10 protein-coding genes are annotated in these 19,023 nt (G+C 69.7%); 4 read left to right on the forward strand and 6 right to left on the reverse strand.

Annotation, left to right across the window (positions count from 1 at the left end; translation table 11 throughout):
- From VGE03_RS02180 to VGE03_RS02195, 4 genes are all read right to left on the reverse strand, one after another.
- A partial coding sequence (locus tag VGE03_RS02180) for a hypothetical protein (protein ID WP_331044830.1) occupies window positions 1-271 on the reverse strand: 271 nt, incomplete at its 3' end.
- A gap of 85 nt (window positions 272-356) precedes the next feature.
- A complete protein-coding gene (locus VGE03_RS02185; RefSeq protein WP_331044831.1) occupies window positions 357-1,652 on the reverse strand; it encodes a hypothetical protein in 1,296 nt (431 codons plus the stop codon).
- 72 nt (window positions 1,653-1,724) lie between these two features.
- Window positions 1,725-4,814 (reverse strand): TonB-dependent receptor plug domain-containing protein, encoded by a 3,090-nt coding sequence (locus VGE03_RS02190; protein WP_331044832.1) that lies wholly within the window; start codon window positions 4,812-4,814, stop codon window positions 1,725-1,727.
- 31 nt (window positions 4,815-4,845) lie between these two features.
- Entirely contained in the window at window positions 4,846-6,195 is a 1,350-nt protein-coding gene (locus VGE03_RS02195; RefSeq protein WP_331044882.1) for a dicarboxylate/amino acid:cation symporter, read from the reverse strand.
- Window positions 6,196-6,439: 244 nt separating this feature from the next.
- Between VGE03_RS02195 and VGE03_RS02200 the strand changes: the two genes are divergently transcribed.
- Both VGE03_RS02200 and VGE03_RS02205 read left to right on the forward strand, forming a co-directional pair.
- Complete coding sequence (locus VGE03_RS02200) at window positions 6,440-8,248, forward strand: sensor histidine kinase (RefSeq protein ID WP_331044833.1); 1,809 nt, start codon at window positions 6,440-6,442, stop codon at window positions 8,246-8,248.
- Window positions 8,245-9,582: a sigma-54 dependent transcriptional regulator gene (locus VGE03_RS02205; protein ID WP_331044834.1), complete on the forward strand. Its 1,338-nt coding sequence runs from the start codon at window positions 8,245-8,247 to the stop codon at window positions 9,580-9,582. The genes VGE03_RS02200 and VGE03_RS02205 overlap by 4 nt, the downstream gene beginning before the upstream one ends.
- Here the strand turns inward: VGE03_RS02205 and VGE03_RS02210 are convergent.
- Window positions 9,579-10,481: an ROK family protein gene (locus VGE03_RS02210; protein ID WP_331044835.1), complete on the reverse strand. Its 903-nt coding sequence runs from the start codon at window positions 10,479-10,481 to the stop codon at window positions 9,579-9,581. The two genes, VGE03_RS02205 and VGE03_RS02210, sit on opposite strands and share 4 nt — an antisense overlap.
- A 90-nt stretch (window positions 10,482-10,571) precedes the next feature.
- On the opposite strand from VGE03_RS02210, the gene cysD reads away from it, so the two are divergent.
- Together cysD and cysC are read left to right on the forward strand one after the other, a co-directional pair.
- Window positions 10,572-11,468 (forward strand): sulfate adenylyltransferase subunit CysD, encoded by an 897-nt coding sequence (cysD, locus tag VGE03_RS02215; RefSeq protein WP_331044836.1) that lies wholly within the window; start codon window positions 10,572-10,574, stop codon window positions 11,466-11,468.
- Window positions 11,468-13,240 carry an adenylyl-sulfate kinase gene (gene cysC, locus VGE03_RS02220; RefSeq protein ID WP_331044837.1) on the forward strand — a complete coding sequence of 591 codons (1,773 nt, stop codon included), beginning with the start codon at window positions 11,468-11,470 and terminating at the stop codon, window positions 13,238-13,240. The genes cysD and cysC overlap by 1 nt, the downstream gene beginning before the upstream one ends.
- Before the next feature lie 21 nt (window positions 13,241-13,261).
- Here the strand turns inward: cysC and VGE03_RS02225 are convergent, their stop codons facing one another.
- Entirely contained in the window at window positions 13,262-18,844 is a 5,583-nt protein-coding gene (locus VGE03_RS02225) for a Calx-beta domain-containing protein (RefSeq protein ID WP_331044838.1), read from the reverse strand.
- Between the last annotated feature and the right edge of the window lie 179 nt (window positions 18,845-19,023).

Here is a 19,023-nt window from a genome sequence, read left to right on the forward strand (position 1 = left end):
GGGCCAGGCGGCGGTTGCGCGCGGCGTCCGCCACGCGCGGGCGACGGGTTCCGTCCGCCTCGGCCAGCCGGGTGCGCAGCCCCCACAGGGCGGCGGCCAGCGCGCCGTCGGCGTCGTCCGGGTGCCCGTCCAGCAGGGCCCACAGGCTGTCCAGCTCGACGATCGAGGCCTGTCGCGATTTCACGGGGATGCGGTCGGGCTCCAGCCCCGCCGCCAGTTGCTCCACCAGGCCCGCCAGTCGGCTGAACCGGTTCGCTCGCATGGACCGCATGATCAACCCCCCGTTAATCGCTTCCGTAAAATCCCCTAATCGAGACTCGTGAACAAGCGATTTCGCGTAACGGTGGAACGCGAGTCTACGGCGTGGCCATAAAACGACAGGTTGTAGAGGGCGAGCGGGACAGGCAGTCCTGCTGGAAGCCCGCGGGGTCGGGCCGCACGCCCGTGTCGATCCAGCCTTCGAGGGCCAGCAGGGCGGTCAGGTAGCCGCCGTCCTCCATCTTGCTGTGCTGGTCCTCGTCCGTCAGGGCCTGGACCAGCAGCCCCGACCGCCCCGCCGCCGCCACCGTGCGCGCATACTCGGCGTCGGCCAGATACGTCACCGTCGGATCATGCCGGGCGTGGATCGTCACCGTCGGCGCCACGATCAGGCCCGACAGGTCCGCGTCATAGGCCAGCCGCGCCACGGCCCGGGGATCGGCGGTGAACCGCTCAACGCCCGCATTCAGCGCCGCGTCGTCGCTCGACCCGCTGTAGACCGTGCGGCTGTTGTCGAAAGGATTGAGCCCGCCCAGCCGCCTCTGCACCAGATCCTGGAACAGGAAGGTCGCCCAGTTCATGTGGGCGATCAGCTCATCCTCCTCGATCCCGGTCACCGCCAGGATGTCGCGCAGGCGGCGCGTCTGGTCCGCCCGGCGCTCGCGCTGCGACAGGCCCACGCCCGTGCACTCCACGATCCGGCGGCGCAGCTCTGCCCGGGTCATCGCGGCGTTGGCGGGCAGGCCCTGCCACACCGGATAGGCCCCGTCCTGCCGCGAGGGGTGGTTGCCGCAGTAGAACTGGTAGACCGCCCTCAGGTCGGCCCGGAACTGATAGGCCCGGGTCCCGCCCATCAGCACGCCGTTGGTCAGCAGCACGCCGTCGTAGTTCGGCCGCCCCTCGATATCGAGCGCGTACAGCTCCGCCGCCTTGGCCGCGACATTGCCGCCCCACGACTGCCCGTGCAGCAGGGTCCGCTCCGGCCGGCCGAAGCGGGCCCAGAAGATCTTGCGGCTGTTGTCGGCGTCCTCGGCCGCCATGCGCACGCCGTAGCCGCCCCGGCGATAGGTCGAGCCGATCCAGGCATAGCCCTGCCGGACCATGACCGCGAACCGGTCCAGGTCCTCCAGCGAGTCCGCCGGTTCCGGGTCGCCGGTGCGCGGCCCGCCATGGGTATGCACGATCAGCCGGTGGTTCCAGGTCGTCGGCAGGGCGATCACATAGCCCGCGCCGTTGACGTCCCGCCCCGCCAGACACCGCACCTCGCGGCCCACCGACGCCGGACAGTCGACCGGGACCGGCGCCCCCGCCTCCAGCGGCGACGGGGTCTGGGCGGCCGCGACGCCGGGCGTCGCCAGCATCAGGGCTCCGAACAGGGCGGCCAGTCGCTTCATGGGCGGTCTCACGAAAGAAGTCCGGCGCGGATCGGGGGAGGAGGTCGACCCGCGCCGGTGTTCAGCTCAGTCTCAGAAGGTCTTCGAAATGTCGACGTACCAGTAGCGGCCATACGGACGCTGGACCGAGCCGAGATACCCTCCGTCCGCCAGCGACGGACCTTCGTCCGTCAGATCGCGGACCCCGACACGCAGCTCCGTGCCGGCGGCGGCGCCGAACTGTTCCTCGAACTCGTACTGGCCGTACAGGTTGAAGGTCATCTGGTCGGTGACCTTCCACGCCTGACCGGTCGAGCTCAGCAGGGACGTCTGGAACACCTCGCTGACGTACTGGGTCGAGGCGCCCACCCGCCACGGGCCGTGGCGCCAGGTGAAGCTGGCGTTGACCTTCCACTCGGGACGACCGTTCTGGGCGATCAGCTGGCTGGAGTCCGGCAGCGGGGTCAGCGGATCGATGATCCCGGCGTCGCGGGCCGCGTACAGCGAGTCCACGATGGCGCCCGGCTCACGCGAGAAGGTCAGCAGCTGCTGCGCATTGGCGCGGAAGATGAAGGTCCCCCACTCCGTGCGGCGCTTGGCCCAGGTGAAGCCGAAGTCCATGCCCTCGACCGTCTGCGGCAGCAGGTTGATGAACTGGTCGGTGATCGAGGTGGCCGTACCGACCGCCGTCAGGCCGGTGCCGTCGAACAGGTCGATGTCGTCCTGCGTCGGCGCCGAGCGCACCACGTTCGGGTTCGAGCCGCCCTGCACGCGGTTCAGGTACTCCAGCGCCAGCGCCGTCTGGGCGCCCAGCAGGCCGACGATCTCTTCCTGCTCGATCCGCCAGCGGTCGACCGTGAAGGTGAAGTCGCCCAGCACTTCCGGCAGGAAGGTCGGCTGGAAGACCAGGCCGTATGACCAGTTGGTGCTTTCTTCCGGCTTCAGGTCCGGGTTGCCCGAGATCAGCAGCGAGACGCTGGCCGTCCGGGCGCACTGGCTCATGTTGGCGATGGTGCCGTTGCGGATGTCCGCCTCGCAGCGGATGAAGTCCGGGCCGCTGGCAAGACGGGCGTACTGGGTGGCGTTGACCTGCTCCAGGTTCGGGGCGCGGAAGCCTTCCGAATAGGAGCCGCGGATGCGCAGGCCGTCCACGACGTCCCACGCCACGGCGATCTTCGGCTTCCCGACCGAACCGAAGTCCGAATAGTGCTCGAACCGGCCCGCCAGCTGCACGTCGATCGCCTGGACGAACGGGATGTTCATCTCGGGCGAGACGACCGGAATGGCGAACTCGACGAAGGCGCCGGCGACGGTGCGGTCGCCCTCGGTGTCCGGGTTCGGGCTCACCGCCGAGACGTTCGAGGCGTTGGTTTCGCCCGTCACCATGTCGACGAAGGTGAAGGTGCCGTCCAGGTTCTCGTCGCGGTCGTCCATCTGGGTTTCACGACGGAACTCGACGCCCGCCGCCACGCCCACCGGACCGCCCGGCAGTTCGAACAGGTCCGTGCGCGACATCTTGAAGTCGGCCAGCAGCAGGGTGGTGCGCGAGAAGCGGCGCATGTCGAACACGATGGCGTCGATGGCCGCCTGCGACGACGGATTGCAGTCGTTGTAGCTGGGCGTCGAGACGCAGCCGCCGTTGAACGGGTTGTAGGCGTCCGGGGTCGACAGGGCGAGTTGCTGCTGCAGCGCCGTCATGTTGATGTTGGGCGAGATGTCCTCGGCCTCGGCTTCGGAGTACAGGATCGCGCCTTCCCAGTCGAAGCCGCGCCATTCGCCGCGCAGACCGCCGAGGAAGCGCGACTGGAAGTTCTTGACCGTCACCTCCTGGTAGCCGGCGTCGGCGAAGCGGTAGTTGCCCAGACGCACGGCCAGGCCCGAGGCCGGGACGTTGGTCAGGTTCGGCAGGCGGTTCGGGTTCGGCGCGCCGTTCAGCATCGTCGGGCCAAACGGGTTCCAGTAGTTGTTGGCCGGGATCCACAGGCCGTTCAGGTTCACCACCGGCGGCTGGATGGCCCGGCTCTCGGCCGCATAGAAGCCGATCTCGCCGAAGGCGGTGATGTTGTCTGTCAGGTCATAGTGGCCGGTCAGGAACAGGTTGCCGCGCTCGACCGACGGACGCACCGTCGTGCCCTTGCGGGTGTCGAAGCGCATCTCGCGGTTCACGCCGTTATAGGCCGCCGCGCCGCTGACCAGACAGGTCGCGCCCAGATCGACGCCCACGCAGCCGAAGCTTTCCGGCTGGTAGTGGAAGGCGCCGGCGGCGGTGGTCACCACCACCCCGTTCGAGCGCGGACGCGTGGCCGTGGTGACCGGCGCGATGCTCAGCGCCGCCCAGGTGGTGTGCGACGAACGGCCGTCCGGCACGGTCGAGGTCTCATAGCCCGGGAAGCCGGCGAAGAACGGACGCATGTCGTCGCTGGACGTGAAGTCCTGCTCGTCCGCCATCAGGGCGGTGCGGTCGGCGTAGTTGGCGAACAGCGAGATGTTGCCGCGCTCGAAATTCTTGCCGGTGAACAGGTTGAGCTCGAACTCGCGCAGGCCCGTGCCCTCGGCGCCGCCGTAGCGGGTCTCGAAGGTGAAGCCCTCGAAGTCGTCCTGCAGCACGGTGTTCACGACCCCGGCCACCGCGTCGGCGCCGTAGATGGCCGCGGCCCCGTCCAGCAGCACCTCGACCCGCTCCAGCCCGGCGACCGGGATGGCGTTCGAGTTGTAGCTCAGCACCGGCACCGTGCCGGTGTCCGACGTGCCCTGGCTGGTCGGGTGCTGCACCATCCGGCGGCCGTTCACCAGCACCAGGGTGTTGCCGACGCCCAGCGAGCGCAGGTTGACCGAGTTCACGTCGCCGCGGGCCGAGTTGGAGGTCTGCGGGTTGTTGGCGCTGTCGAACAGCACGTCGCCCATCTGCGGGATCGAACGCAGCAGATCATCGCCCGACACGGCGCCGACGGCGTCGATCTGCTCCTGATCGACGACGACCACCGGCAGGGCGTTCGTCGTCGAGGCGCCGCGGATCTGCGAGCCGACGACCACGACCTCGCCCAGTTCGGACGCCTGCTCCTGCGGGGCGTCCTGGTCGGGCGCGGTCTGGACCGGCGCCTCCTGCGCGACCGCCGCGCCCGCGCTCAGCAGGGCCAGGGCCGCCGCGCCGCCCAGCAGCGCGCTTCTGTGTTTCGACTTCATTCCCGTTCCTCCCTTTTACCCCCGCCGTTTCTCAGTCGGCTGTCAGGGTTTCCTTGTCTCCCGGCCCCGCGGCCGGATCCGGCGGCGCGGCGAGCGCCTTCGGCGTTGATCCCAGGGCCGTGTGGAGCGCGTCGCGATCCAGCTCGCCCTCCCAGCGGGCGACGACCAGGGTCGCCACCGCATTGCCCACGAAGTTGGTCAGCGCCCGGCACTCGCTCATGAAGCGGTCGATGCCGAGGATCAGCGCCATGCCCGCCACCGGCACGCTCGGCACCACGGCCAGCGTCGCCGCCAGGGTGATGAAGCCGGCGCCGGTGATCCCGGCCGCGCCCTTGGAGCTCAGCATGGCGACCAGCAGCAGCAGGATCTGCTGTTGCAGGCTCAGCTCGATGTTCATCGCCTGCGCGATGAACAGGGCCGCCAGCGTCATATAGATGTTGGTGCCGTCCAGATTGAACGAATAGCCGGTCGGCACGACCAGACCGACCACCGACTTCGGCGCCCCGGCCTTCTCCATCTTCTGCATCAGGCTCGGCAGGGCCGCCTCGGACGACGAGGTGCCCAGCACCAGCAGCAGCTCCTCCTTCAGGTAGGAGATCAGCTTGAAGATCGAGAAGCCGTTGGCGCGGGCGACCAGGCCGAGGACGCCCAGCACGAAGACCAGCGAGGTCAGGTAGAAGGTGGCGATCAGGGCGATCAGGTTGGCGATCGACGCCAGACCATAAGCGCCGATCGTGAAGGCGAAGGCCCCGAAGGCGCCGATCGGCGCGGCCTTCATCAGGATGGCGACCAGACGGAAGATCACCTGGCTCAGCGACTCCAGCGCCCGCACCACCGGCTGGGCCGGGGCGCCGACGATGGCCAGCGACAGGCCGAACAGGATCGACACGAACAGGGTCTGCAGGATGTTGCCCTCGACGAAGGCGCTGACCAGCGTCGTCGGGATGATCCCGGTCAGGAAGCCGACGATCGTCGATTCATGGGCGGCCTGCGCATACTGCGCGACCGAGCCCGCATCGAGGGTCGCCGGATCAATGTTCAGCCCCTGCCCCGGGCGCACGATGTTGGCGATCACCAGGCCGATGATCAGGGCCAGGGTCGAGAAGACGAAGAAGTAGGCGAACGCCTTGCCGGCCACCCGGCCGACGCGTTTCAGGTCGCTCATCCCGGCGATGCCGGTCGAGATCGTCAGGAAGATCACCGGGGCGATGATCATCTTCACCAGCTTGATGAAGGCGTCGCCCAGCGGCTTCAGGTCCTTGCCGAGCTCCGGCCAGAAATGGCCGATCAGTCCGCCGGCGATGATGGCGCCGAGGACGAGCACGTACAGGCTACGGTACCAGGGCTTGCGCGCTGCGCCCGCCACCGGCGTGGATGCAATCTGGATCAAAAGACCCTCCCGAAGAGACCGCTTGCCGGTCCCGATTGGTTTCACCGTCTGACGCGGTGACGTGGGGCCATTATCAGGAGCCCCGAAGCGGCCTCGCAAGCGAAAGGCCGAAATCGTCTACCGCACTGGATTTGTTTGACTAAAAGCCACTTTCGCGGCCGCACAAGACGCCATTTGAGCGGATTTCCGCACACCTTTTCTGGACATGTGTGCGAAATCCCGCATTAGTTCCTGAATGCCTCGTTTTCTCGATTCCGCACAGGGCCAGTGGCGTGTCTTCGCCGCCTTCTGGCTGATTGTCGCGGGGATCGTCACCCTTGTCGCGGGAGAGGTCGCCCGTCGCGAGGCGCGCAACGAGGCTCTGGCCCAGTCGGCCACCGCCACCGCCCTGCACGCCGCCGTGCTGCGCAGCGAGCTGGAGCGCCACCGCTCCCTGCCTCTGGTGCTGGCGCAGGACCCGGACCTCAAGTCGCTGCTGGCCGACCCGTCCCCCGCCGCGGTCGACCGCCTGAACCGCAAGCTGGAGGGTCTGGCCCGCGACACCCGCGCGGCGGTCATCTACGTCCTGAACGCGAACGGCACGGCGGTCGTGGCCAGCAACTGGAACCAGCCGATCAGCTTCGTCGGCTCCGACTACCGCTTCCGTCCCTACTATTCCGAGACCCTGCGCGACGGTCAGGCCAGCCTGTTCGCCCTGGGCACCGTCAGCGGCCGTCCGGGCCTCTATCTGGCCCGCCGCATCGACGGCGATGACGGCCGCCCCCTCGGCATCATCGTCGCCAAGCTGGAATTCGACGCGCTGGAGACCGAGTGGCGCACGTCGGGCGAGCCGACCTATGTGACCGACACCGACGGCGTGGTGCTGATCACCACCGTCTCCGACTGGCGTTTCCACACCACCGGCGACCTGCCGCCCGAACGCCGCCACCGCCTCGAGGTCGACCAGACCGCCGGACGGGTCGACCTGTCCCCCCTGCCCTTCGAAGCCCTGCAGCCCGGGCTGGTCCGCCTGTCGCGCGGCGTGCCGTCCGACCTCTACGCCCGCACCTCGGCCCCGATCCCGGACATGGGCTGGCGGCTGCACCTGCTGTCCCCCGCCGGCGCCGGCGTGACCCGGGCCGTCGTCTCCGCGCGGGTTCTGGCCCTGCTCAGCATCGCCCTTCTGGCGGGCATCACCGGCGTCCTGCTGCGCCGCCGCCAGCGCGCCCGCGCCCGCGCCGCCGAGGACGAGGCCGCCCGCCTCGCGCTGGAGCAGCAGGTCGACGCCCGCACGGCCGAACTCCGCGCCGCCAACACCCAGCTCAGCCGCGAGATCGAGGAGCGCCTGCGTCTGGAGAAGGGCCGTCAGGACCTCCAGGACGAGCTGATCCAGGCCAACAAGCTGGCCACCCTCGGCCAGATCGCCGCGGGCGTGGCGCACGAGATCAACCAGCCGCTGGCCGCCATCCGCACCCACGCCGACACCGCCTCGGTCTATCTGGAGCGCGATGACGCCGGGGCGGTGGGGCGCTCCCTCACCCGCATCAACGAACTGACCCAGCGGGTCGGGGCGATCACCGACGAACTGCGCGCCTTTTCGCGCAAGACCCGCTCCGGCGTGGTGGCCGTCGGCGTCGACGCGGCCATCGACGGCGCCCTGCTGCTGGTCAGCGCCCGCCTGCGCGAACAGGGCGTAACGCTCAAACGCACCCGCGGGCCCGAGGGTCTCGAAGTGCTGGCCGAGCGCAACCGGCTGGAACAGGTCGTGCTGAACCTGCTCCAGAACGCCGTCGAGGCCCTCGACGGCGTCGCCGCCCCGCTCATCGAGATCGCCGTCTCGGTCCGCGGGGCCAAGGTGACGGTCAAGGTCGCCGACAACGGCCCGGGCGTCTCGGCCGAGGTCCGCGACCGCCTGTTCACCCCCTTCACCACCGACAAGCGCGACGGGCTCGGGCTCGGGCTGGTCATCAGCCGCGACATCGTCGCCGGCTTCGGCGGCGAACTGGTCCACGCCCCTTCCACGACGGGCGCCGTCTTCAGGATCGTACTGGCGAAGGCCGCATGAGTTTCCAGCCCTGTAATCGCATCGCCCTGGTCGAGGATGACGACGCCTTCCGCTCGGCCCTCGCCGAACGCCTGGCCCTCGCCGGCCTGTCGGTGTCCGAGTTTTCCTCCGGCGACACGGCCCTGAAGGCCCTGACCGATCGCTTCGACGGGGTGGTGGTCACCGACCTGCGCATGCCCGGACTGGACGGCCGTCAGCTGATCGACCGCCTCGCCGTCGTCGATCCCGACCTGCCCGTCGTCGTCATGACCGGCCACGGGGACATCGCCGAGGCCGTCGATGTGATGAAGCGCGGCGCCTATGACTTCCTGGCCAAGCCCTTCGCCCCCGAACGCCTGCTGGAGACCCTGCACCGCGCGCTGGAGAAACGGGCGCTGGTGCTCGACAACCGCCGCCTGACCGCCCTCGCGGTCGAGGACGAGTGGTCCATCCCGCTCAGCGGTGAAAGCCGCGCCGTCGCCGCCCTGCGCGCTGCCATCCAGCGCCTCGCCGACGCCGAGGTCGACGTCCTGATCGAGGGCGAGACCGGGGCCGGCAAGGAGGCCGTCGCCCGCGCCATCCACAACGCCGGACGCCGCCGGGTGAAGCCTTTCGTCGCCGTCTCCTGCGCCACCCTTCCCGAGACCGGTCCGGAGAGCCAGCTGGTCGGCCACGCCGCCGGCGCCTTCCCCGGCGCCCTGCGCCGCCGCGAGGGCCAGATCGAGCAGTCGCATCAGGGCAGCCTCTTCCTCGACGAGATCGACCTCGCCCCCCGCGCGGCCCAGCTGCTGCTGCTGCGGGTGCTGGAGGAGCGCGAGATCATGCCGCTGGGCACCGGCGAGGCCCACGCCCTCGACCTGCGCATCGTCGCCGCCACCAAGTCCGATCCTGCCGAGGCCGTCGCCCGCGGCGACCTGCGCGAGGACCTGTTCTACCGGCTGAACGTGGTGCGGGTCCGCATCCCGCCCCTGCGCGAGCGGCGCGAGGACGTGCCGGTCCTGTTCGCCCGCTTCCTCGATCGCGCCGCGCGCCGTCTGGGCCGGGACATCCCGCCCATCGACCACGCCATCCGCCGCCGCCTGCTGGAGCACGACTGGCCGGGCAATCTGCGCGAGCTGTCCAATTTCGCCAGCGAGGTCGCCGTCGGCATCGCCGCCCCCGCCGAACGGCCCGAGACCGACCGCAGCCTGTCGAAACAGGTCCAGGACTATGAGGCCGAACTGATCCGAGAGGCCCTGACGGCCCACACCGGCGACATCCGCCGCGTCACCGACAGCCTGCAGATCCCCCGCAAGACCCTCTACGACAAGATGGCCCGCCACGGCATCCAGCCGTCCGAGCACCGGCGGCGCTAAAGCGCCCCCAGCCCCACCGCGATCGCCCCCATCGGCCCGGCCTTGGAGCCCAGTCCCGGCGGCTGGATGAAGGCCTCCACGTCCGCCGCGATGGCGCCCGCCACGCCGTAGCCCGCCAGGCTCTCCACCAGCGCCTTGCGCAGGCGCTCGAACAGCCACGGCTGGCCGTCCGCCACCCCGCCGCCGATCAGGACCCGCTGCGGACAGGCCGTCAGCACCAGATTGTGCAGCATCCCGCCCAGCGCATGGACCACCATGTCCCAGGCCGGATCGTCCGGCGTCACCTCGATCCCCGGCTTGCCCGCCCGGGCCTCGACCGCCGGGCCCGACGCCAGCCCCTCGACGCAGTCGCCGTGGTAGGCGCAGACGCCCGGCCACTGATCTCCCGGCAGGCGGCCGACCTTCAGATGGCCCAGCTCCGGATGGCCCAGCCCGCGCACGGTCCGTCCGTTGACCACCACGCCGACGCCGATCCCCGTGCCCACGGTCGCATAGGCGTGGCTATCGAGCCCCCGCGCCGCGCCCCACAGGCCCTCGGCCAGCGCCGCGCCGTTCACATCGGTGTCCAGCGCCACCGGCACGCCGAAGCCGCGGTGCATCACATTCAGGTCCGCCCAGCGCCAGGCCAGCTTGGTCGTCTCGGTGACGTGGCCGTACTTCTCCGCCTTCGGGTCCAGCTCCACCGGACCGAAGCTGGCGATGCCGATGGCCGCAAACCCTGGCCCGGCGGCCCAGCGCTCCAGCACCGCCCGGATCGCGCCCAGGGTCTCGTCCGGCGTGGTCGTCGGCAGGCGCACCTCGTCGCGAATGTCGTCCGGCCCGGAGGCCAGCACGCACACGCATTTCGTGCCGCCCAGTTCGATGCCCGCGATCAGCGGAGAAGCGATTCCCGTGTTCATGGCGGCACCCTGCCGCGTCAGGCGCCGTTCCGCCATGCCTCCGACGCGCTCAGGCTTGGCGCCGCCCGATTCCGCCGTCACTGGTAGGGGATGGGGCGAGACGACGAGGTTCTGGACTGGCTGGAGGCCGAGGCCGTCCACATCATCCGTGAGACGGTCGCGGGGGTGGAGCGTCCGGTCCTGCTGTTCTCGGCGGGCAAGGATTCCGCCGTCCTTCTGCATCTGGCGCGCAAGGCCTTCGCCCCCGCGCCCCCGCCCTTCCCGCTCCTGCACGTCGACACGACCTGGAAGTTCGCCGAAATGTACGCCTTCCGCGACGCCGCGGCGGGCGACCTCGAGCTGATCGTCCACCGCAATCCGGACGCGCTCGCCGCCGGCATCAATCCCTTCGAGCACGGGGCCTCGGTCCATACCGACCTCTGGAAGACGCAGGGGCTCAGGCAGGCGCTCGACGCCGGGCGGTTCGACGCGGCCTTCGGCGGCGCCCGCCGCGACGAGGAAAAAAGCCGCGCCAAGGAGCGCATCGTCTCGGTCCGCACCGCCGCCCACGGCTGGGACCCGCGCGCCCAGCGGCCCGAGCTCTGGAGCCTGTACAATACCCGGCTGACTGACGGTCAGACCCTGCGCGTCTTCCCCCTGTCCAACTGGACCGAGCTGGACGTCTGGCGCTACGTCCGGCGCGAAGGGATCGCCGTTCCGGACCTCTATTTCGCCGCCGACCGCCCCGTCGTCGAACGGGACGGCGCCCTGATCCTGGCCGATCCGCGCCTGCCGCTGCGGCCCGGCGAAACCGTGCAGACCCGGCGCATCCGCTTCCGCACCCTCGGCTGCTGGCCCCTGACCGGCGCGGTCGAGAGCGAAGCCGCCGATCTGGACGCGGTCATCGCCGAGGTGGCCGCCGTTTCCGGCTCGGAGCGTCAGGGCCGGGTCATCGACCACGACCCCGCCGCCTCGATGGAGCGCAAGAAGCGCGAGGGGTATTTCTGATGGCCCCCGTTCGCCTGATCACCTGCGGCTCGGTCGACGACGGCAAGTCGACCCTGATCGGCCGCCTGCTGCACGACCTGGGCGCCGTGCCCGCCGACCAGCTGGCCGCCCTGGGCCCCGATCCCGACCTGTCGCTTCTGGTCGACGGCCTCGCCGCCGAGCGGGAACAGGGCATCACCATCGATGTGGCCTACCGTTATTTCGACCTCGACGGCCGCCGCTTCATCCTCGCCGACACCCCGGGGCATGAGCAGTACACCCGCAACATGGCCACCGCCGCCTCGACCGCCGACGCCGCCGTCGTGCTGGTCGATGCGCGCAAGGGCGTCCTGACCCAGACCCGCCGCCACGTCCGCATCCTGGCCCTGATGGGCGTCCGCCGCCTGCTGCTGGCGGTCAACAAGATCGACCTCGTCGCCCACGACCATGCCCTGTTCACGGAGATCGCGACCGACTTCCGCGCCTTCGCCGCCGACCTCGGCATCGGGGACGTCACGGCCGCCCCGCTCAGCGCCCTGACCGGCGCGGGCGTCACCCGGCGCGATCCGGCGCTGGACTGGCATGAGGGCCCCATCCTCACCGACTGGCTGGCGGCCACGCCGTCGCCGTCCCTCGCCGAAGGCCCCTTCCGCCTCCCCGTCCAGACCGTCATCCGCCACGGCGAGCATCGCGGCTTCGCGGGCCGCCTCGCCGCCGGATCGATCCGGCCGGGCGATCCCGTCCGCGTCCTGCCCTCGGGCGCGGAGGCCGTGATCTCAGCGGTCACCGGCGCGGGCCGCTCGGTCAGTGTGACGCTGGACCGTCCCGTCGACGTTACGCGCGGCGACTGGCTGGTGTCGCCCGACGACCCGCCCGCCGTCGCCGACCAGTTCGAGGCCCATCTGGTCTGGATGTCGGACCAGCCGCTGCTGCCCGGTCGTGTGCATGACCTGAAGATCGGGACCGCCACCGTCCCGGCCCGGGTCATGGAGATCAAGCACCGGGTCGACCCCGACAGCGGCGAAGCCCTCGCCGCCCGCACCCTCGGTCTGAACGAGATCGGACTGGTCACCCTGGCGTTGGACGCCCCGGTCCCGTTCGAGCCGTACGCCGCCAACCGCGATCTGGGCGGCTTCATCCTGATTGACCGGATGACCTCGGCCACCGCGGGCGCGGGCATGATCCGCTTCGCCCTACGCCGCGCGACCAACATCCGCCCCCAGCCCCTGTCCATCGGCCGGGATGACCGCGCCGCCCTCAAGAACCAGCGCCCGCTGGTGTTGTGGTTCACCGGCCTGTCCGGGGCGGGCAAGTCGACCATCGCCGATCTGGTCGACCAGCGCCTGTTCGAGGCCGGGCTGCACGCGACCCTGCTGGACGGCGACAACGTCCGCGGCGGGCTGAACCGCGATCTGGGCTTCACCGACGCCGACCGCGTCGAGAACATCCGCCGCGTGGCCGAGGTCGCCCGCCTGATGACCGATGCGGGCCTGATCGTCCTGACCGCCTTCATCTCCCCCTTCCGCGCCGAGCGCGACATGGCCCGCGCCCTGATGGCTCCCGACGAGTTTCTCGAGATCCACATCGACGCCCCGCTGGCCGCCGTCGAGGCGCGCGACGTGAAGGGCCTCTACGCCAAGGCCCGCGCCGGTCGGCTGGCCAACTTCACCGGCATTGACAGCCCTTACGAGCCGCCCGAGACGCCGGACCTGCGAATTGATACGACCGCCTGCTCTCCCGAACAGGCGGCCGATCTGATCATCGATCTGATCCGGGCGAGGCAGGGGCGCTGAGCCCCCGCCCCTTCCGGGCCGTCAGCCGCCCAGCAGCTGGTCGGCCAGGGTCGGCGTCACCAGCGGGCTGTGGTCGCTGTGACGGTTCCACGCCGGATCGTTCGAGACGACCATGAAGTCCCAGCCGCCCGCGTCGTCGATGCCCGGCAGGACCAGGGCCTCTCCGGCGCCCTTGGCCAGCGCCGGCGACACATCGTCGACGCCCGGCAGGACCAGCGGCTCGCCCACGTCCTTGCCGATCGGCAGGAAGTCGTCGTCGACGAGCGTCGGCAGGACCTGCGGCCCCGTCTCCTTGGCCGACAGCACAGGCATGCCGGCGGACAGGGTATGGGACTCGCCGCTGGCGAACTCGATCCGTTCGATGCCGTTCAGGATGTCGACGCCGTTGCGGCCGCCGACACTGTCCGTCACGCGGTACTGACCGCCGCCCAGATCCTCGACCAGATAGTCGGACGCCACGCCGGTGTAGAAGGCCGTGTCGCTGCCTTGGCCGCCGTTCAGGGTGTCGTTGCCCCCCGCGCCGACCAGACGGTCATTGCCCGCCCCGCCGGTGATCACATTGGCCAGCCCATTGCCCGTGCCCTGGAAGGCGCCCGCCCCGGTGAAGGTCAGGTTTTCCAGATTGGCGCCCAGGGTGAAGCCGGCGTTGGTCGTCTGGACCGTGTCGATCCCCTCGTTCAGGAACTCGGTGATCGTGTCGTTGGCGCTGACCACATAGAGGTCGTCGCCCTGCCCGCCCTGCAGGGTGTTGGCCGCGCCCGAGCCGCCGATCAGGGTGTCGTTGCCGTCCAACCCCAGCAGGGTGTCGGCGCCCAGACCGCCGTTCAGAACGTTGTCGCCCGCCGAGCCGAACAGCAGGTCGGCATGGGCCGAACCGGTGGCGTTCTCGATCGACGAATAGACGTCGCGCGCGCCGAACCCGTCGTCGAAGGCGAACTGGCCGGCCAGGCGGACGCTGACGCCCGCCGTCGAGGTCGAGTAATCGACCGTGTCGCTGCCGTTCCCGCCGACGAGGACGTCCGCTCCCGCGCCGCCGACCAGGGTGTCCGCCCCGTCCGCGCCGTTCAGGATGTCGGCGCCGACGCCGCCGCGGATCACGTTGGCCGAGGCGTTGCCGACGCCGTTGAACGCCGACGAACCGGTGTAGGTCAGGTTCTCGATATTGGCGCCCAGCGTGAAGTTGCCGACGGTGGTCTGGACGGTGTCCAGCCCCTCGCCCGCCGCCTCGAACACCGTGTCCTGGGCGGCGACGATGTACAGGTCGTCGCCCGCGCCGCCGAACAGCTCGTTCGCCGCGCCCGAGCCGCCGATCAGGGTGTCGTTGCCCGCGAGGCCCAGCAGGACGTCACGGCCGAGGCCGCCGGCCAGCACATTGTTCGCGCTCGAGCCGATCAGGGTGTCGTCGAAGTCCGAGCCCGTGACGTTCTCGATGCCCGACAGGGTGTCCGTGCCGCCCAGACCGTTGTTGCGCGTCACATTGCCGTTCAGGCGCACATCGACCCCGGTCGAGGCCAGCGCATAGGTGGCCGTGTCCACGCCCGCGCCGCCGTTCAGGGTGTTCACCCCGCCCAGACCCGCCAGCACGTCGTCGCCGTCGCCGCCGGTCAGCACATTGTTCGAGGCGTTGCCCGTGATGATGTTGTTCGAGGCGTTGCCCGTGCCGTTCGCCGCCGTCCCGGTCAGGACCAGATTCTCGACATTGTCGCTCAGGGTGTAGGAGACCGAGGCCTGGACCGTGTCGGTCCCGGCGCCGGCCGCCTCGGTGATCACGTCACCGGCGTGGTTGACGATATAGGTGTCGTTGCCGGCCAGCGCGGCCATGGCGTCGGCGCCCGCCGTGCCGGTGACGAGGTTGTTCCCCGCGCCGACCACGACCAGCTGCGCCAGCAGGGCGTCGTGGTCACTGGCCTGATCGGCCATGTACGAGTTGATGTGGACGCCGTCGAACTGCGCGCCCGTGGTCAGGGTGTCCGAGACCAGCATGTGGTCCAGGGTCTGCGAGTTGCCGCCGAAGACGTAGGAGTAGCGCTCCTCCTCGGGCACCAGGCTCCACAGGTTGTTCAGCCCGCCGTCCTCCAGCAGCGTCACCGACTGCTCGAAGTAGAAGGCGTTGAAGTCACCCGACACCACGATGTGCGCGTTCGGATCGACCAGACGCAGCTGGTCCAGATAGGCCTCGATCGCCTGCGACTGGGCCAGGCGGCCGCCCTCGCCCGCGTTCGCCGGCGGCTGGGTCGAGCCCATGTAGGGGTCGGAGCCGATGCGCGAGGTCGAGTGAATCGACAGGGCGGTGATGATCTCGCCGTTGAACTCGAACTGGGCCGACAGCGGCTTGCGGCTGCCGCTGAACGCGGGGTCCAGCAGGGCCACGGCCGAACCGTTCACGTAGTCGACGCGGTCCGGGTTGTAGAGGAAGCCGTTGCGGATGTTGCCGCCCGGCTCGCCGCCCGACGAGCCTTCGGTGGCCGGCGGGACCTCGACATAGACATAGGTCGGGCCGCCCTGGGCGACGATCTGGTTGATCAGCGCCTGCGCCGAGGCCTGCCCCGACAGGGTGCCGTCGTTGCCGTCCTGCACCTCGATCAGGCCGATGATGTCCGGCGTGCCCATGTTCGACACGATGTCGATGGCCAGTTCAGTGATCCGCGCGCCGTCGCCCGGGTCCAGGTTCTCGACGTTGTAGCTGGCGATGGTCAGGTGCTCGTTGGCGCCCGTGTCGGCCTGCACCAGACCGGTGGTCTCGGCGGTGGCGGCGACGTCCTGAACCACCGTCACCGTGTCGCGCACGATCAGCTCGTACTCGCCGCCGAAATAGCTGACCACGCCGGTCACATCGCCCAGCCGGTCGCCGACCGAATGGTTCGGGGCGTACGATCCCGAGATGGTCGAGTCGTCGTAGATGATCAGGGCTTCGGGGTTGAAGTCGCCGGCCGAGTTGGTGATCCCGCCGCGGTCGTTCATGCCCGTCGCGTCAGCGCCCGAGTTGGCCACCACATAGGTCGAGCCCGAGGCCGTGTCCGACACCGCCTGGGCGTCGCGTACGGTCACCAGCATGCCTTCCATCGACTCGTAGAAGTCGATGGCGTCGGTCTCCGGATCGAACGAGGTGAAGTTGTCGTCGTCCACCTGCGCGGTCGGGGCCAGATACTCGCCCACGCCGTTGCCGATGTAGGTGGTCTGCACCGTGCCCGTGCCGTTGGCGACATAGCTCAGGCCGTTCACGCCCGCGGCGATCTGGGTGATGCTCAGGCTGCCCGCGGCGCCGACGAACTCCTGCACCACGCCCGAAACGGTCACGGCGCTGCCGACCACGATCCCCGTCGGGGCTGTGCCGGTCGAGACGAAGATGGCGTCCGAGGTGCGGCGGTCGCCGTCGCCGTTCGGGTCCTGGATGTAGAAGCCGTTGCTGTCGATCGCGGTGACGACGCCGGTGGTGGTCACCTCCTCGCCGGCGTAGCTCGAGGTGTGGCTCGCGCCCTGGATCGTATAGATGGCCGTCAGGTCGTCGTTGGTGATCGTCCCGGTCGCCGAACCGTCGGTGACGACCGCATTGTTGGTCGCATTGGACAGGTTCAGGGTGAAGCGCTCGGTCGCTTCCGAGGCCGTGTCGCCGCTGACCGTGACCGTCACCGTCTGGGTCATCACCCCGTCCGCGAACGTCAGCGTGCCCGAGGCGGCGGTATAGTCCTGGCCCGCCGTCGCCGTGCCGTCCAGGGTCGCATAGTCGACGGTGAAGGCGCCCGTGCCGCCCGCGCGGGTCACGGTGAAGGTCATCGTCACCGTTCCGCTGTCGCCCTCGACCACGGTGACGTCATCCACCGACACCGTCGGCGGGGTCGCGTCGTCATTGGTGATCGTGCCGATGCCGACGCCGTCGCCGATCACCAGACCGCCGGTCGCGTTCGACAGATGAACCTCGAACTGCTCGGTCAGCTCCGGGGTCACGTCGCCGTTGACCACCACGGTGAAGGTCGTGGTCAGCTCGCCGTCGGCGAAGGTGGCGGTGCCGTTGGTGCGGACGTAGTCCGAGCCGGCGTTGGCGTCCGTGCCGTTCACCGGGATCGCGTCTTGGGTCGACCAGTCGACGGTCGCGGCGCCGTCCGCGGTCGTGCGCGTGAGGGTGAAGGTGATCAGGGTCGTGCCGCTGTCGCCCTCGGCCACCGAGGCGTCGCCCACCGACACCACCGGGGTGAAGGTCTGGCCGCCGTTGATGGCGCCGGGGGTGTCGTCGTTGATCACGGCCCAGGTGAAGTTGTCCTGCCCGCCCGTGCCGACACGGCCGATCGAGGTGCCGCTGGCGTCGCCCGGCTCCTCAACGCCCGCGCCCACGTCGACGCTGGTCATGCCGCTGGCCGGACCGTTGGTGGCGGTCATCGCGCCTTCGTAGCTGATGAACTCGACGACGTTGCCGTTGTTGTCGACCAGGGCGATGCCGTCCGGCGATCCGTTCTGCATGCCGACGGCCGAGAAGCTCAGCACGCCCATGCCGTTCTGCATGTCGGCGAAGGCGCCCGACAGGTTGATCGTGCCGTACGACTGGCCGTTGCCGCCGTTGTACAGCACCAGGGTCCAGCCGTTCAGGTTGGTGCCCGCGCTACCGGCGATCTCGATGAACTCCCCGGCGTCGGTGCCGGCGTTGTCATAGTGGAACTCGTTGATGAAGGGCGTCACCGCCCCGGCGGGCACGTCGTCATTGGTGATCACGCCCACGCCCGTGGCGTCCGAGATGGTGCCGGTCGAGGGGCTGGTCAGGGTGACGTTCAGGGTCTCGTCGCCCTCGACCACGGCGTCGCTGTTCACCGTGACGGTGATGGTGGTGGTGGTCTGCCCGTCGGCGAAGCTGGCCGTGCCCGATCCGGCGACATAGTCCACGCCCGCGGTGGCCGTGCCGTCCGAGGTCGCCCAGTTGACGGTGGCCGCGCCCGAGCCGTTGGTCCGGGTGACGGTGAAGGTCATCGTCACCGTGCCGGCGTCACCCTCCGTCACCACGGCATCGCCGATCGAGAAGGACATGCTGCCGCCGACGCTGAAGCTGCCCGGCGCCGTCTGGTTGGTCGTGTCGTTCAGGGTCCAGTTCGACTGGCTGCCGATCAGGGCCAGCAGTTCGGCGCGGGTCCCGGAGACGCTGCCCGAATAGGCGGCGTTGTCGATCTCGTTCAGGGCGATGGCCGTCGTGCCCTCGGTCAGGCCGGGCGGCAGGGCCGAGGTGTTGGCGTTGGTCGCCGAGGCCTGCCAGCCGGTGGCCTCATTGTTCACCGCGTACAGGAAGGTCGGCGAGGCGTCGGCGCCCTGGTAGGCCAGGATCTGGTCGCCCGAGGTCGAGAAGTTGACGTCGCCGCTGTCGCTGACCGTGCCGAAATTGACGGTCGAGACCGTCGCCGTCGTGTCGATGGTGATGACCGTGCCGCGCGAGATGCCGCCCGCGGGCGCCGTCCAGGTGATCGTGCCCTCGCCGGTGCGGAAGCTGCCGGTGCTCAGCCAGCCGTTGTCGGTGAACTTGATCACCTCGCCCGCCGGGATGTCGACAAGGCAGACAAACGAGAAGGTCTTGTTGGTGTCCGCGTTCATCGAGATGATCGCGATATCGCCGGCGGCCAGGGTCATGGGGCGTCCTCGGTCTCTGAAGAAGCCGGACGCGGTTTGACCGCCCGGCGCAAATGCTCCGGGGCCGGACCACTCTCTGTTGTGGCGACGATCCCCCTGAAACCGCAGCTAATACTGCTGACCCCTTGGATTTCAAGACTTTCTTAAGACTTAAAACTGTCGCAAATCCGCCACCTACA

Source organism: Brevundimonas sp., from assembly GCF_036400995.1.
Classification (GTDB): domain Bacteria; phylum Pseudomonadota; class Alphaproteobacteria; order Caulobacterales; family Caulobacteraceae; genus Brevundimonas.

Coding starts and splice junctions, on each gene's coding strand:
- cysD (WP_331044836.1), top strand. CDS start 10,572: ATGGGGCGAGACGACGAGGTTCTGGACTGGCTGGAGGCCGAGGCCGTC.
- VGE03_RS02205 (WP_331044834.1), top strand. CDS start 8,245: ATGAGTTTCCAGCCCTGTAATCGCATCGCCCTGGTCGAGGATGACGAC.
- VGE03_RS02225 (WP_331044838.1), bottom strand. CDS start 18,844: ATGACCCTGGCCGCCGGCGATATCGCGATCATCTCGATGAACGCGGAC.
- VGE03_RS02210 (WP_331044835.1), bottom strand. CDS start 10,481: ATGAACACGGGAATCGCTTCTCCGCTGATCGCGGGCATCGAACTGGGC.
- VGE03_RS02190 (WP_331044832.1), bottom strand. CDS start 4,814: ATGAAGTCGAAACACAGAAGCGCGCTGCTGGGCGGCGCGGCGGCCCTG.
- cysC (WP_331044837.1), top strand. CDS start 11,468: ATGGCCCCCGTTCGCCTGATCACCTGCGGCTCGGTCGACGACGGCAAG.
- VGE03_RS02200 (WP_331044833.1), top strand. CDS start 6,440: ATGCCTCGTTTTCTCGATTCCGCACAGGGCCAGTGGCGTGTCTTCGCC.
- VGE03_RS02185 (WP_331044831.1), bottom strand. CDS start 1,652: ATGAAGCGACTGGCCGCCCTGTTCGGAGCCCTGATGCTGGCGACGCCC.